Origin of the sequence: Epilithonimonas hungarica, assembly GCF_900102265.1 — a bacterium.
GTDB classification, from domain to species: domain Bacteria; phylum Bacteroidota; class Bacteroidia; order Flavobacteriales; family Weeksellaceae; genus Epilithonimonas; species Epilithonimonas hungarica.
Genome location: NZ_FNBH01000001.1, coordinates 795102 through 810068 on the forward strand (window position 1 = coordinate 795102; position 14967 = coordinate 810068).

The window sequence follows — 14967 nt, forward strand, 5'->3', positions numbered from 1 at the left end:
TTTAGAATGGCAAACTTAAAAGAAATACGAGGCAGGATTACATCTATATCTTCTACGATGCAGATCACAAGTGCTATGAAAATGGTTTCCGCAGCGAAACTAAAGAAAGCACAGGACGCGATCGTAATGCTGAGACCTTATTCTGAAAAACTTCAGGAGATTATAGAGAACGTAAGTGCAGCTTCTGATGCAGAAAACATCTCTGAGTTCGCAGTAGAAAGAGAAGTGAAGAAGGTCCTTTTCATTACCGTAACTTCCAACAGAGGTTTGGCTGGAGCTTTCAACTCTTCGGTTATCAAAGAATTGAATATCCAGTTCGCAGCTAACGAAAATGTAGAAATTGAAGTTTTGACAATCGGTAAAAAAGCTTTTGATGCGTTGAGAAAAAACAGAACGGTTTATGAAAACCACAGTTCTCTGTTTGATAACCTTTCTTTCGACCATGTTTCAAATATGACAGGCAAAGTAATGGCAGATTTCAAAGCGGGGAAATTTGATAAAGTTTATGTTGTTTACAACAAGTTTATCAATGCTGCAACGCAGGAAGTAGTTACTGAGCAGGTTTTGCCAATTGCTGTTTCAGCTGAGAAAACAACTTCTGAGGTGAATGTAGATTATATCTTCGAACCCGGAAGACAGGAGATTTTGGAAACACTGATTCCAAAGTCCATCAAGACTCAAATATTCAAAGCTGTTTTGGATTCTGTAGCATCAGAACACGGTGCAAGGATGACAGCAATGCACAAGGCAACTGATAATGCAGAAGCGCTTAGAAACGAACTGAGGATCTTCTACAACAAAGCAAGACAGGCTGCCATTACCAATGAGATATTAGAAATTGTTTCCGGAGCAGAGGCACTTAAGAACAGTTAATAAAGATAAGTTAAAGTTAGTAGTTAGTTATAAAAAGCATTGGGGGTCAAACTTCAGTGCTTTTTATTATTTGGGGCAGCTTGATCCGCCCTCCGTTCCCGCTTTTTTCTTTTTTCTCAAAAAAGAAAAAGAGCTCCACTCAGGTCGGGCTGCAGCTTCGCAAAGTATAAGTCTTCAACCTTTTATCAATTTTACAGAAAAGAGACGAAGTCTCCGTATATTGGTAGAAAATAATTCATTTGATGATTAAGAGGAGTGAAGCTCCGAGATATTGGTTTTTATCTCACTTCTGGAATCTCACTTCTAACATCTAAATCCAAGTTAAAAAAAATATCTATCTTTGCAGATATTGTATATAAACACATTAAATGGACCCCGATAGTTTAGTCAAACTTCTCATAGCATTATTTTTAGTTCTTTTGAATGGCTTTTTCGTAGCCGCCGAATTCTCAATCGTCAAAGTACGATACTCCCAAATCCAGCTAAAAGCAGCCGAGGGAAACACAATGGCCAAACAAGCCGAAAACATTATCAAAAATCTTGACGCTTATCTGTCTGCAACCCAATTAGGGATTACCTTGGCATCACTTGCATTAGGTTGGGTAGGAGAAAGTGCATTGCACCACATCATAGAATCACTCTTCCATTCACTGAATATCGAATTCACAGAAGCTACGGTTACCACTATTTCTGTAGTCTGCAGTTTCTTGTTGATCACAGTGATGCATATTGTTTTCGGAGAGTTGGTACCAAAATCGATCGCGATCAGAAAATCTGAGGCTACAACTTTGTTCATTGCATATCCATTACATTTATTTTATAATATATTCCGTCCATTCATTTGGCTGATGAACTCCTTGTCCAATGGGTTTTTGAAAATTATTAAAATTCACCCGGCCTCGGAACATGATATCCACTCGACAGAAGAGCTTCAGCTTTTGGTAAAGCAATCGGCGGATAGTGGAGAAATTGAAGAAGAGAATTATGAGATCATAAAAAATGCATTTGATTTTACCGATCATAACGCAAAACAGATCATGATCACGAGACAGAATATTTCTTCTATCGATATAGAGGATGATCCGGAAGATATCATTAATCAAATCATGGAAAGCGGGTATTCCCGTATTCCGGTGTATGAAGGTTCTATCGATAATATTATTGGGATCTTCTACACCAAAGAGATCATACGAGAATACATCAAAAGTAAAGGTGCGGTTTCTCACGATAGCTTGAGAGGTTTTATGAGGGAAGCATTTTTTGTGGTCGGAAGTAAGAAAATATCAGACTTGCTGAAAGTTTTCCAATTTAAAAAACAGCATTTAGCAATTGTTATTGATGAATTTGGTGGAACCGAAGGTATCATTACTTTAGAAGATATTCTTGAAGAATTGGTAGGAGAGATCCAGGATGAGGAAGATGAAGAGGAAAAGATTGTTGACAAAGTAGGAGATAATACTTTTTGGGTAAAAGCTACGCAACCTTTGGATGAGATCAACGAGCAATTACCAAAAAAAATTCCACTTTCTGAGGAAGGAGAATACAACACTTTAGCTGGTTTCATCTTGAATGAACTACAAGATATTCCGGAAGAAAACCAAGAATTCGATTATGGCGCTTATCATTTTAAGATTCTTAAAATGCAGAACAAAAGCGTGGAACTGGTGGAGTTGTTTTACAACAAATCTTTGATAGAAGATATTACAGACGAGATCACTGAAGCCTAAAACCAATCATGAAAATCTATAATAACAGATCTTACGACCAGCCAAAACGCCAGTACGAGGAAGAAGTATTGGTTTTGGAAGAAGAGGATGAAGTGTACAAATTGGTGCTTCATAATGACGATGTCAACACATTTGATTTTGTGATACAATGTTTGATAGAAATATGTGAACATACTTTTGAGCAGGCGGAGCAATGTACGATACTTGTTCACTACAAAGGAAAATGTACCGTAAAGACAGGAGCGTTAGAAAAACTTAAACCCATGAATCAGGCTTTGCTCGACAGAGGTTTGAGCTCAGAAATAGTATAAATTGAAACTATCACTTTTGTGGTAGTTTTTTGTTTTTATTGAAACCTATAATTGGCTTCGGGCAAGATGTTATTTTTCAAAAATTCTTCATATTCTGGAGAGAGCGTTGCTCTTCCGTAAGTGTTTTTTCCAGACATTCCTCCCAATCTTATCTTATCTTTCCCATATTTTGAATTGAGCTTGTCAATTGCCTTCATGATCGGGATATGCTTGTCATCAATATCTTTTTCGAAAAGACTGATCTGTCTTTCATTATCTGGTACAAAATCCGAAACCATAACGCCCGCCCTCTTATACTGGAATCCATGTTTATAGATGGCTTCAAAGATTGAGTTGGCATATTTTGCTAAGACAATGGATGAGCTACTTGGATTGGGTAAAATGATAGAAAAACCGTTTTTGTATTCTCCCAGTTCTTTTCGGAATCGGTTGGTTTGAATGAAAACGCTGATCACCTTGCAACAGGAATTTTGTTTCCTTAATTTTTCGGCACAATATATGGCAAAAGTTTCGATGCGCTCTGCTAATTCTTCTTTTGTGGAAATCATCTGCATAAAGCTCCTGCTTACCATGATCGATCTTTTTGGTGAGGCTTTGTCGAGTTCCAATTGAGGAATTCCCCTCAGTTCATTGATCATTCTTACACCTTGGATTCCCATGACCTTTCTGATCCACATTTCTGGTTTCAATAAAAGGTGTGAAGCTTTGTAAACACCATGGTCTACCATTTTGGCACCTAGTTTTCTACCAATTCCCCAAACATCTCCTATATCCAGATCATTTAGAGCCTCTTCTATTTTTTCTCGGGAATCCATAATGTAAACGCCGTCTGGATATTGTTCTGTGTTCTTTTTCACAATGTGATTGGCTATCTTACAGAGTGTTTTGGTTGGTGCTACTCCTATACTTGTAGGGAGTTTGAGCTCTGTATCGATTTTTTTCCTGATCTTATTGCAATATTCCTCAAGGTCAAAATATTTGAAGCCGTGAAAATCCAAGAACAATTCATCAATGCTATAAACCTCGTAAGCATCATCTGGCAAAAAGCTTTTTGCCATTTCCATTACTTGCTGACTGCGGAAATTATAAAGTTCAAATTTCGCTGAAAATACTTTTACGTCATTCGCAGCAAACAGTTCCCTGTATTTGAAAGCTGGTGCTCCCATTGGCACCCCGAGAGCTTTTGCCTCATTGCTTCTGGAAACTACACAGCCATCATTATTTGAAAGTACAACAACAGGTTTTCCATCTAGATCGGGGTCCAGTGTTCTTTCGCAGGAAACGAAAAAATTGTTGCAGTCTAATAAAGCATACATTATTGAAGATTATAGGATATTGATCAAAGTTATGAAGATAAAGAATAAGAAAGTCTTTGAGTTTTCCACAATTTCGTATATAATCTGATGATTTAAATTATGTTAAATGTTTTGTTGTTTTTAATGTGAAATATTTAATTTTTAAGCTTGGTCTGTTAATTATATAAATTAAATTATTATTTTAGCTGTATATTTAAAAAAAATAATAATATGAATTTGAAAACTACTCTTCTTGTAACAGGATTTGCGCTCACCTTTTCTACAATGTATGCACAAACCACAGCCCTAGAATCTAAGGCAAGAGATTGGATCTCTAAAAACTCAAATAAAACAGGAACAACTCCTAATGATAACTTTGACTTTAAGTCTTCAAGAAAAAGTTTATCGGGTGAAACCCTTAGATTTCAACAGACAATCAATGGGATTCCTGTTTATGAAGGTGATATTGCGGTACATTTCAATAAACAAGGGGAAGTGACCTACGCTACGGATGTGCCTGTTTCAAAAAGATTGAAACAAGTTAATACAACGCCGACATTTAGCAAGGTTGATGCTTTTGAAAAAGCAAAGGTCGCAGCCGATATCAAAGGAGAGATCACACATCAGGAAAATGATCTTTACATATTTTTGACGGACTCGGGAGAAACAAGATTAGTTCACAGGGTTATTATCAACTCATACGAGACACCAGGTGATTGGGAAACCATGATAGATGCACATTCTGGGGAAGTGATCAGAGTTCAGGATATTGCCAATTATCATCATAAAGAAAAACCAAAGAAGAAAACCAAAGAAAAGACCGATGGGTTGAAAGCAGCCGGTACAGCTTATATTTTTGATCCAGATCCACTTTCAAGAGCACACGTAGCCTACGGTGGGGACTATGTGGACAATAATGATGCTACAAACGCAAGTTTGGATGCCGCAAGAAGTCTGGTTACTCTTCCGGATATCACGTTTTCAAATGGAGTTTATAGTTTAAAAAGCAAATATGTACAAGTAGCCGACTTCGAATCTCCTTCTACCGGTCTGTTTACCCAGGCTACACCTGATTTTCTATTCAATAGAAATGAACAAGGGTTTGAAGCGGTCAATGCATTTTATCATTTGGACAGAAGTATGGCCTATATCAATGAGACATTGGGCATCGATTGTAAATCTACTCTTAACAATGGGATACTGCTTTTTGACCCACATGGTTTAAGCGGTGACGACAATTCTCACTTTATCCCAAGTTCACAAAGATTGGCTTTTGGGGAAGGATGTGTAGATGATGCCGAAGATGCCGATGTTGTTCTACACGAGTTTGGACATGCTATTCATCATTGGATCACAGGTCTTAAATCTTCCTCTTCGCAAGGTTTGGGAGAAGGCTCGGGAGATTATTGGGCAATGTCATATAGCAGAAGCTTGAATCAATGGGCGTCATCAGAAGCGCATTATAACTGGATGTTTAGTTGGGATGGTCATAATACATGTTGGGCAGGGCGTATAACGAATTATGCACCTAAATATCCTACAGCCAATATTAACAGTTCTTCTGCCATTCACGCAAACGGGCAGATCTGGGCTACATCTCTGATGAGGATCTATGATAGAATTGGTAAAGAAAAAACAGATAGGATTTTCCTTGAAGGGCTTGGTATGACCAATTCCTCCTCCAATCAGCAGACTGCAGCAGTTGCTGTGAGACAGGCTGCGATAGATATGTTGGGAACTTATGGGTTTACTTGTAATGATGTTAATATTATTACAGAAGAACTCACAACTTCTGGATATACACTTCCGGCATATCAATGTACAGACTTAGCTGTTGCCGATGTTTCTAAGAACCTCATTTCTATTTATCCTAATCCGGCAACTGAAAGTCTAACAGTTTCGATGAACTTCAAAAAGGCAGAAACTGTTGAGATCTATAGTTTGGATGGAAGAAAAGTTTCAGAATCAAGTATTAATTCAAATAATAATGTGATCAATGTTTCTAAACTTAATAAAGGTGTTTATTTATTAAAAATAAAAGGAACCGATACCGTTCAGAAATTTATTAAGAATTAATAGGATAAATTTCAATAAAAAAGAAAGCAGCGACTATTTGTTCGCTGCTTTTTTTATTTTTCCTTTTGGTAATACCCAAAAGATATAGGTCTTTTAGTAAAAACCTCCGTGTGTTTTGCTCAAAACGCACGGAGGTTTTAGTGAAAAGACACGTGCGTTTTCATAAAAAGATACGTACGTTTTTAAGTGTCCTTGCGAAAGTCCTATTCATCGGCTTTGTAGAGATGTGTTTTTTTATTTAAAATTTCACATTGAAAACCTTTTCCTCACCATTACGTTTTACCGTTACAGGATGTTCTTCACCAGCATTTATTTTTGCGAGGCAATCCATATAGGAATAAACTTCTTTCACTTCACATTTTCCGATTCTTGTAAGAGTATCGCCTTGTAGGATCCCTGCATTGGCCGCTGGTCTGTTATCGATCACACCATCGATCCCCATTCCGTCTTTGCTATCAGCATAATTTGGCATGATTCCCAGGCTTACTTTATATTTTGGGACAGCTTTGGTTGGCGCAACTTTAGTTTTGGTGAATGGGATTTCCTTTTCATGACCCAAAGCATTTGCCAGATTGAAAACATAGTTTGTAATAATTTTCTGACCCGGATAATTGATCTTATCCGAATCATCAGTCGGCTTGTGATAATCATTGTGAGTTCCTGTAAAAAGGAAGAGAACAGGAATGTCTTTCAGATAAAAGGAAGTATGATCGCTTGGACCAACACCAGATTCATCTAAACCTAAATTAATACCTTCCGGTTTATACTTTTTCACTAGATCCGATAGGATAGGAGAGGTTCCAACACCGCCGATAGTTAGGTCTTTGTTGCTATTGAGGCGCCCGACCATATCCATATTGATCATAAAGATGGTATTGGGGTAGTTTGTTTTGATGGTTTCTGCCAGTTTTTTAGAACCCATCAATCCGTCTTCTTCTCCCGAGAATAATGCGAAAACGTAATTCACATTCTCCTTGGTTTTATTTTGCGAGAACATTCTTGCTAATTCCAGTACTGCTGCAGTTCCGGAAGCGTTGTCATCCGCACCATTATGGATTTGTCCATCGGAATTGGCAAGTGTGGAATTGTGGTGTTCATTAAGTCCAAGATGATCATAATGAGCACCGATCACGATGGTTTTTTCAGCTTTATTATTAAGAACGGCTACAACATTTTTGCCTTTTACCGTCGTAGATGTTTTGTCATCATGAGGATTTAGCTTCACGTTATATTCAAAACCCTGGATGAAAGATTTTCCTTCATAAGGCTTCAATCCCAATTTTTTGAATTCTGCAGAAAGATAATTGGCTGCTTTTGTTTCACCTTCGGAACCTGTTAGCCTTCCCTGTAATTCATCAGAGGCTAAATAATAAATATGTTTTTTAAGGTTGTCTTCATTGGCTTGTTCAGAAGTTATTTTTTTCTGAGAAAAATATAATGCAGAAACTCCGACCAGTGAGAATGTGAATATTTTTTTGAAATCGGTTTTTGATAAAAACATCGCGTCTAATTTTTATTGAGAACAAATCTAAATTTTTTTGTCAAGATAAAAAAATAAGCCTTATTGTAAGGCTTATGATTTTTGTTATGATAAATTTATTTTAGGTTATAGCTTACAAGCCTTTCTTCAAAATTATATGTATCCCTTACGGAGTGACTGACATGTTTTACTAATCCAATTCCATCTGTGTAGTTTCTCTCTACAATTTTTGGAATTAAATCAGGATTTTGCTCATTGGGTGTAAATTGTCCTTTAAAAGGATAAACTTTATAGGATTTATCATCAATCGTTAGGGTGGTTTCTGGATATAATTTATATATCAGACTCCCATATTCATTGTAACCATTGTCGGGAAAAGTTAGAGAATAATCCTTACCAGGATGTTTTATATATTCATTCACATCTGACGAATTTCCTTGGTCAAAATTAACAGAACTTAAATAAACTAAATGGCCAGCATTATTCACTCTCCAATATTCAATATAATCAGAATAAAATTGTGTTCTATTGCTATGCGTTATTTTGTAATATTTCTTGTTCTTTAAAGTTTCTTGACTGATTATTTTTACAGTGTCAATTTGACCATTAAATTTGAATTCAGATGTAAAATCTTGTCTGTCATAAGTTTTGTAAACCCACTCATTTCCTACTTTCAGATTAAAGAATGGCGTTTCCTGAGTTGTTTCTTCTATTGTATCTTCACTTCGTGAACATGAGAGTAGAAAAATAGATAAGGCCAAAACTGCCATAAGATTTGTTTTCATAATATTAATTTTTAGAATTTAACATCTAACGTTAATATTTGATAAATTATTTCATAAAAACAAAAAAAACCTAATAAATTCATTAAGATTGACATTTTTATTCAAATTTTTTGTTTATTCTACAATAATTTTTTTGGTAATCCGTTTATTATCGCTTGATATTGTTCCAAGATAAACACCAGGTTTCAAATCGGAAATGTCGATATGATTTATATTCTCTTTGCTTACTAAAATTCGGCTTCCATTCATATCTGTTATTTCGAATGTGAAGTTTTTTATTGAGTCGTCAATTTTCATGTTCAGAACATTCTTAGTTGGATTTGGATAAAACTCTATAGATTCCAATTTTCTTGATATTAATGATTCTTCTATCTCTAGAGTTATTGTAGGGGCCACGGCAAAATGTTGAATTGCGCCAACTGCAGATTTTCCAACATTCAATACGTAAACAGGATCCATGTTCACATAAAGATCGTTTGCAGTGTGAACGTAGGGATTATTATAGCCTCCTTCATATTCCCAATAGCCTGTAATGATCTCCCCGTTTTGCTGAAAAGGAACATAATCTGTACTTTCCGCAGGGTCAAAATCTACTGCTAATGGAGAATATAATAAAGTGCAGTTTGCTAATTCCTGAACAGCTATGGCTGCAGCTGAGTTATTGCTGGTTGGGGATGCCTGGTCTCTATCATGGTAAAGTTTGGTATTCGCTTTTGTTGCCAATCCGCCAACTTGGTCTAGATTCACGACCACTTTGATGTCCATTTTCGGGCTGGTCGCATTTACGATTTGTGAAACATATCTCGAACTCCCCAGAAGACCTTGCTCTTCTCCGGAGAAGTGGATGAACTTTATAGAATAATCAGTAGGGACGTTTTTCAGTATCCTTGCGATTTCCAGAATAATGGATGTTCCGCTTCCATTATCGTTGGTTCCGGGGCCATTGATAGAATCGAAATGTCCGCATACGATCACGAATTTATTTGGATAAAGTGTTCCTGTTTTTGTGACGATAAGATTTTTGGAAGAGTAACCGCTTGCAGTCCAGGAGTGTTCAAAAAAATCAGATGTTGTATAGCCAAAGGATGTGTATTTGTTTTTGATCCAGTTAAAGGTATTGGTATTTTGTGTTGTTCCTGTTCTTTTAACACCCAATGCTTCAAATTCCTGTAAATAAGAATTGATATTGGACTGAGAGACCTTGTTGGCTCTGTCCTGATAAGCTTGGATGAAGGTTTGTGCTCTTATGAATTGAAGACTTATAAAAATAATAAAAGAAAGTATAATTCTTTTTGTCATTGTTGAGGGAGTTTTAGCAAAAATAAAAAATCCCGAGATATTTCTCAGGATTTTATATTGATAACAAAGATTTGTAATTATTTTACTTGATCTACAACAGCTTTGAAAGCTTCTGGATGATTCATTGCAAGATCTGCAAGAACCTTTCTATTTAGCTCGATGTTGTTTTTCTTAAGAGCTCCCATGAACTGAGAATAAGATAATCCGTGCTCTCTTGCACCCGCATTGATACGAGTTACCCAAAGGCTTCTGAAGTTTCTTTTCTTCTCTTTTCTACCACGGTAAGCATATTGCATTGCTTTTTCTACCGCATTTTTAGCTACAGTCCAAACGTTCTTTCTTCTACCGAAAAAACCTTTAGCCTGCTTTAATACTTTTTTTCTACGCGCTCTGGACGCTACAGAATTTACTGATCTTGGCATAATTTAAATTGTTTTTTTGAAATGTGCGGTAATTGTTTCATTACTCTTAGTGGCTCCATTTCAGGGTTAAATTGTTGAATTTGTTTTGAATCCTTATAAACCGAATATAGATTTATAAAAACTACTTAATTGCTAATTGTCTCAAAACACTCTTAGTGTCCACAGCAGCAACGTAAGAAGTTTGCGTTAGATTTCTCTTCTGCTTAGTTTCTTTCTTTGTCAAGATGTGGCTTTTGAAAGCATTCTTTCTTTTGATCTTACCAGTTCCGGTAAGAGCAAAACGCTTTTTAGCACCTGATTTCGTTTTTAATTTTGGCATTGTTCTGCTTTTTATAATTTGTTATCAATATTCACTCTCAATTCCTAAACACATTAGAAATAATAGTTTGCAAAATTACAAAAAATTTCTGAAACTTGAACTTTAATAATTATATAACAATGAAAAAACCTCAAAAAATTAATTCGAGGTTTATATAATTGAGATCTATCAATGTTATTTTGCAGGCTTCTTAGGGCTCATCATCATGATCATTCTTTTTCCTTCAAGTTTAGGGAGCTGATCTACTTTTCCTACGTGTTCCAGGTCTTGGGCTAATTTCAAAAGAAGGATTTCCCCCTGATCTTTGAAGATGATAGAACGTCCCTTGAAGAAAACATAAGTTTTCAATTTAGAACCTTCTTCCAAGAATTTTTCAGCGTGTTTCTTTTTGAAATCGTAATCATGATCATCGGTTTGAGGACCAAATCTGATCTCTTTCACAACTACTTTTACCTGCTTGGCCTTCAGTTCTTTTGTCTTTTTCTTTTGCTCGTACAAGAATTTTTTATAATCCAGGATACGGGAAATATAAGGTTCTGCCTTATCAGAAATAACGACAAGATCCAACTCTTGCTCTCTTGCTATTTCTAAAGCTTTAGATAAAGGATAAACTCCTGGTTCAACGTTCTCTCCCACAAGACGTACTTCTCTTGCACGGATCTTATCGTTGATTTGATGAAGGTCTTCCTGGACTGGGCGTCTCATCGGACCTCTGCTGTTGTTTCTTTTTAGTGCTATGGTTTTAAAATTTTAAAATTAATATTCTTTAATAAGGTTTTGTTAGTTTGAGCCTAATTCAAATGCCGGTTTTGCCTGCTCTTTGAAATAAGTGATGAATGCATCAATTGTCATTTCTCCCAAATCGCCTTCGCCTCTTCTTCTTACAGAAATCGTACCGTTATTTTCCTCATTTTCACCTACAATAAGCATAAACGGAAGTTTTTTCAACTCGGCATCGCGGATTTTTTTACCCGTTTTCTCATTCCTGTCGTCAATCAATCCGCAAATATCGTGAATTTCCAATGATTCTGAAACTTTTTTTGCATAATCTGCATACTTTTCACTGATAGGCAAAATCGTAAACTGTTCCGGACTCAACCAAAGAGGGAAATCTCCTGCTGTATTCTCGATCAGGATCGCAATGAATCTCTCCATAGAACCAAATGGCGCTCTGTGGATCATCACTGGTCTGTGCTTCTCGTTATCATTACCGTTGTACCAAAGGTCAAATCTTTCCGGTAAATTGTAATCTACCTGGATTGTTCCTAATTGCCAGCTTCTTCCCAACGCATCTTTCACCATAAAGTCAAGTTTAGGACCGTAGAAAGCTGCTTCGCCATACTCAGTTACGGTTTTCAATCCTTTAGCTTTAGCTGCAGTTACGATGGCGTTTTCTGCTTTTTCCCAATTCTCATCGGAACCGATATATTTTTCTCTGTTTTCTGGGTCTCTTAATGAAATTTGAGCTGTAAAATCAGCAAATCCAAGTGAACCAAAAACATACAATACAAGGTCAATTACTTTTTCGAATTCCTGCAATAATTGGTCAGGAGTACAGAAAAGGTGTGCATCATCCTGAGTAAACCCACGAACTCTTGTCAAACCGTGTAATTCTCCAGATTGTTCATATCTGTAAACTGTTCCGAACTCAGCGTAACGTTTTGGTAAATCTTTATAAGACCATTGCTGTGCTTTATAAATCTCACAGTGGTGAGGGCAGTTCATTGGTTTCAATAAAAACTCTTCACCTTCATTTGGTGTTTTGATTGGCTGGAAGCTGTCTTCACCATATTTTTCCCAGTGTCCAGAAGTAATATATAATTCTTTTGCTCCAATATGCGGAGAAATTACGAATTCATAACCTTGTTTTTTCTGAGCTTTGGAAAGGAATTCTTCTAATTTTTTTCTAAGAGCAGCTCCTTTTGGCAGCCAAAGTGGAAGCCCTTGTCCAACTTTTTCCGAGAACGCAAAAATCCCCAATTCTTTACCTAATTTTCTGTGGTCTCTTCTTTTTGCTTCTTCAAGTCTTTCAAGATATTCTGTCAGCTCTTTTTGTTTAGGGAAAGAGATTCCGTAAACTCTTGTCAATTGAGGGTTTTTCTCATCGCCTCTCCAATAAGCTCCGGCTGCGTTAAGGATTTTTACAGCTTTCACAATTCCTGTTGCAGGGATGTGCCCACCTCTACAAAGGTCTGTGAAGTTATCGTGAGTCACAAAAGTGATTTCTCCGTCAGGTAGATTTTCAATCAATTCTGTTTTGAAAGGGTTGTCTGCATATTCTTTTAATGCATCAGCTTTTGAAACTTCTCGAAGGTTGAAAGTCGAATTTTTCTTAGCATTTTCTAAGATTTTCTTTTCTAGTTTTTCGAAGTCATTTTCAGACAAAGGCTTTCCTCCGAAATCTACATCATAATAGAATCCGTTGGCAATTGCAGGTCCGATTGTCAGCTTTGCGTCAGGATAAAATTCCATAATCGCCTGTGCCAATAAGTGAGCGGAAGAATGCCAGAATGCTTTTTTACCCATATCGTCATTCCACGTCAAAAGCTGCACTGTAGAATCCTCCGTTATCGTGGTTTCTACTTCTGTCTGTTTTCCGTTAACGATTGCAGAAATGGTATTTCTTGCCAAACCGTCACTGATACTTTGCGCAACTTGTAGTGGAGTAACTGCTCCTTCATATTCTCTGATGCTGCCATCAGGAAGTGTAATTTTTAGCATTATGACTGAAATTTTTTAAGATGCAAAAATAGTGATTTTTTTTAAAGAAAATTGATATTTATTTGGTCTTAACTTTCTCTTTTATGATCTCAATAACATCTACATTTCTCACTTTTGATTTTATCCAACCGTGGATGTCGATGTACATCAGGGTTCTTTTGTCGTATCGATTTTTTTCGGATTCTTCAAGTTTTGTTTCGAATTCTTTGAAAGCAGACATTTGTTCAGTCGAATTTTTATCACCGATTTGCTTGAAGAAATTTACAATATTGAAGTGCAAATCTGAAGGGTTTTTCATTTTTTTTGCGAACTTCAACGTGTTTTTTACAAAGTCATCATAATCATCATCAAAACCAGCCTCAAATTTTGCCATTAAAATCAGAATCCTTGTGTGGAAAAGCAGATCCTCCTGAATATTTCCTTTTGAATTAATGATTTTTAAACCGTATTTTATCGTATTCTGATAGTTTTTGCTGCCAAAATACATTGATGCAATTTTCAGATAGAGTATCAATAAATGATGTTCATCAACTTTATCACGGAATTTCTCCATTTTCAGTTCCAATTCAGGAATCAGTTTTGTGCCTTTGAAAAAATCTCCTTTGATGAAATAGAGATTCATTAAAGTGTTGTAATAATTAAGGAAAATCAAAGATTGCGAATTCTCGTTATGAACAAAAATCTCAGATTTCACAACATTGTTGAACTTCTCAAAACTCTTCTCAATTCCTCTAATACTGCCATACAGAAACAAAATCTTGAAGAGATAAGTATTCCCCTTGATGTACCAAACCGGATGGCTTTTTATCATTTCTGGATTTTGATGGAACAGTTCAACCCATTGATAGGCGTATTTCAAAGTGTATTTATAATCCTGAAGAAGCTGATTTTTCCAGACGTGCGCTTTGTAGTACCAAAGTTTTTCTGTGAAATTCAGTTTGTTAAGGTCTATTTTTGTGACTTTTTTATCAAAGAAATCAATGGTCTTTTCCCGGTCTTCATCATTTTTGATGTAACCATGCGTCAGCATTTCGCTGTACAATTTCAAAGACAAATTAGAGAGCCGGGTTGCATATCTGTTTTGCAGGCTTATTTCGCTGGATTGTCTGATGAGTTCATCCGCTCGTCCATCGATACTTCTGGTAATGAATTGAGATTCAATGACTTTTTCAAGTTCAATGATTTCAGAGGCGATTGTTTTTTCATCCAATTCCAAAGCGGATTGTTTGGCTTTGTCCAGAATTTTCAAAGCTTGTTTGTGCAAGCCTTTTTGATAAAGAATATTGGCAAAATCAAGCTGTTCGCGAAGTTGCATCCTGTTATTCTGATGACTTGGATTGAGTCTCAGGCTTACCAGGATCTGCTTGTAAAGATGTGCTTTCAGATTGGAAAGCTGTTGTTTTGAGGATATTTTTTTCTCAAGAATGATTTCCTCGTTGTATTCTTTCATTTTATCCAATTCAGAAAAAAGCAGAAGAAATTTTGCATCTACATTAATTCCAAGACGATTGACGTATAACTTAAATTGCCGCTTTTCCGATGTGGAAAGTGACTTTATAAGGACAAATAAAAAATCTTTCTGTAATTCTGACATTGTAAAATTGAAATATTTAAATATCTGATAATTAATATTTTACTAATTATTTTGAATGAATCGAA

General features: G+C 36.2%; 13 protein-coding genes. 4 read left to right on the plus strand and 9 right to left on the minus strand.

Translation table 11 applies throughout. From position 1 onward, the window contains the following. Window positions 1–6 precede the first annotated feature (6 nt). The 3 genes from atpG (at window position 7) to BLT30_RS03705 (ending at window position 2911) form a co-directional block, all read left to right on the plus strand. On the plus strand, window positions 7–873 hold the full coding sequence (gene atpG, locus BLT30_RS03695; protein ID WP_089871506.1) for an ATP synthase F1 subunit gamma: 867 nt from the start codon (window positions 7–9) through the stop codon (window positions 871–873). A gap of 368 nt (window positions 874–1241) precedes the next feature. Continuing rightward, window positions 1242–2600: a hemolysin family protein gene (locus tag BLT30_RS03700; RefSeq protein WP_089871508.1), complete on the plus strand. Its 1359-nt coding sequence runs from the start codon at window positions 1242–1244 to the stop codon at window positions 2598–2600. Window positions 2601–2608: 8 nt separating this feature from the next. Continuing rightward, window positions 2609–2911 carry an ATP-dependent Clp protease adaptor ClpS gene (locus tag BLT30_RS03705; protein ID WP_089871509.1) on the plus strand — a complete coding sequence of 101 codons (303 nt, stop codon included), beginning with the start codon at window positions 2609–2611 and terminating at the stop codon, window positions 2909–2911. 35 nt (window positions 2912–2946) lie between these two features. Here the strand turns inward: BLT30_RS03705 and BLT30_RS03710 are convergent, their stop codons facing one another. Beyond that, entirely contained in the window at window positions 2947–4227 is a 1281-nt protein-coding gene (locus tag BLT30_RS03710) for a Y-family DNA polymerase (protein ID WP_089871511.1), read from the minus strand. Between the two features lie 210 nt (window positions 4228–4437). Here BLT30_RS03710 and BLT30_RS03715 point away from each other — a divergent pair, with 210 nt between their 5' ends. After that, window positions 4438–6282, plus strand: coding sequence for a T9SS type A sorting domain-containing protein (locus BLT30_RS03715; protein WP_089871513.1), 1845 nt, complete (start codon window positions 4438–4440; stop codon window positions 6280–6282). Between the two features lie 238 nt (window positions 6283–6520). On the opposite strand, the gene BLT30_RS03720 is transcribed toward BLT30_RS03715, so the two are convergent. The 8 genes from BLT30_RS03720 to BLT30_RS03755 all read right to left on the minus strand — a co-directional run bounded on the left by BLT30_RS03720 (window position 6521) and on the right by BLT30_RS03755 (window position 14902). Next, the gene (locus BLT30_RS03720) at window positions 6521–7783 is read right to left on the minus strand and encodes a M20/M25/M40 family metallo-hydrolase (protein ID WP_089871515.1); all 1263 of its coding nucleotides are present in this window, start codon (window positions 7781–7783) and stop codon (window positions 6521–6523) included. Window positions 7784–7878: 95 nt separating this feature from the next. Next, a complete protein-coding gene (locus tag BLT30_RS03725; protein ID WP_089871517.1) occupies window positions 7879–8547 on the minus strand; it encodes a hypothetical protein in 669 nt (222 codons plus the stop codon). Between the two features lie 114 nt (window positions 8548–8661). Further along, entirely contained in the window at window positions 8662–9846 is a 1185-nt protein-coding gene (locus BLT30_RS03730) for a M28 family peptidase (RefSeq protein WP_089871519.1), read from the minus strand. Window positions 9847–9923: 77 nt separating this feature from the next. Beyond that, on the minus strand, window positions 9924–10268 hold the full coding sequence (rplT, locus tag BLT30_RS03735; RefSeq protein WP_027384638.1) for a 50S ribosomal protein L20: 345 nt from the start codon (window positions 10266–10268) through the stop codon (window positions 9924–9926). Between the two features lie 121 nt (window positions 10269–10389). Then, the gene (gene rpmI / locus BLT30_RS03740) at window positions 10390–10587 is read right to left on the minus strand and encodes a 50S ribosomal protein L35 (RefSeq protein WP_027384637.1); all 198 of its coding nucleotides are present in this window, start codon (window positions 10585–10587) and stop codon (window positions 10390–10392) included. 174 nt (window positions 10588–10761) lie between these two features. Next, window positions 10762–11292, minus strand: coding sequence for a translation initiation factor IF-3 (infC, locus tag BLT30_RS03745; protein ID WP_089871521.1), 531 nt, complete (start codon window positions 11290–11292; stop codon window positions 10762–10764). Between the two features lie 75 nt (window positions 11293–11367). Continuing rightward, a complete protein-coding gene (gene thrS, locus BLT30_RS03750; RefSeq protein WP_089871523.1) occupies window positions 11368–13308 on the minus strand; it encodes a threonine--tRNA ligase in 1941 nt (646 codons plus the stop codon). Window positions 13309–13366: 58 nt separating this feature from the next. Next, on the minus strand, window positions 13367–14902 hold the full coding sequence (locus BLT30_RS03755) for a hypothetical protein (protein ID WP_089871525.1): 1536 nt from the start codon (window positions 14900–14902) through the stop codon (window positions 13367–13369). Window positions 14903–14967 lie beyond the last annotated feature (65 nt).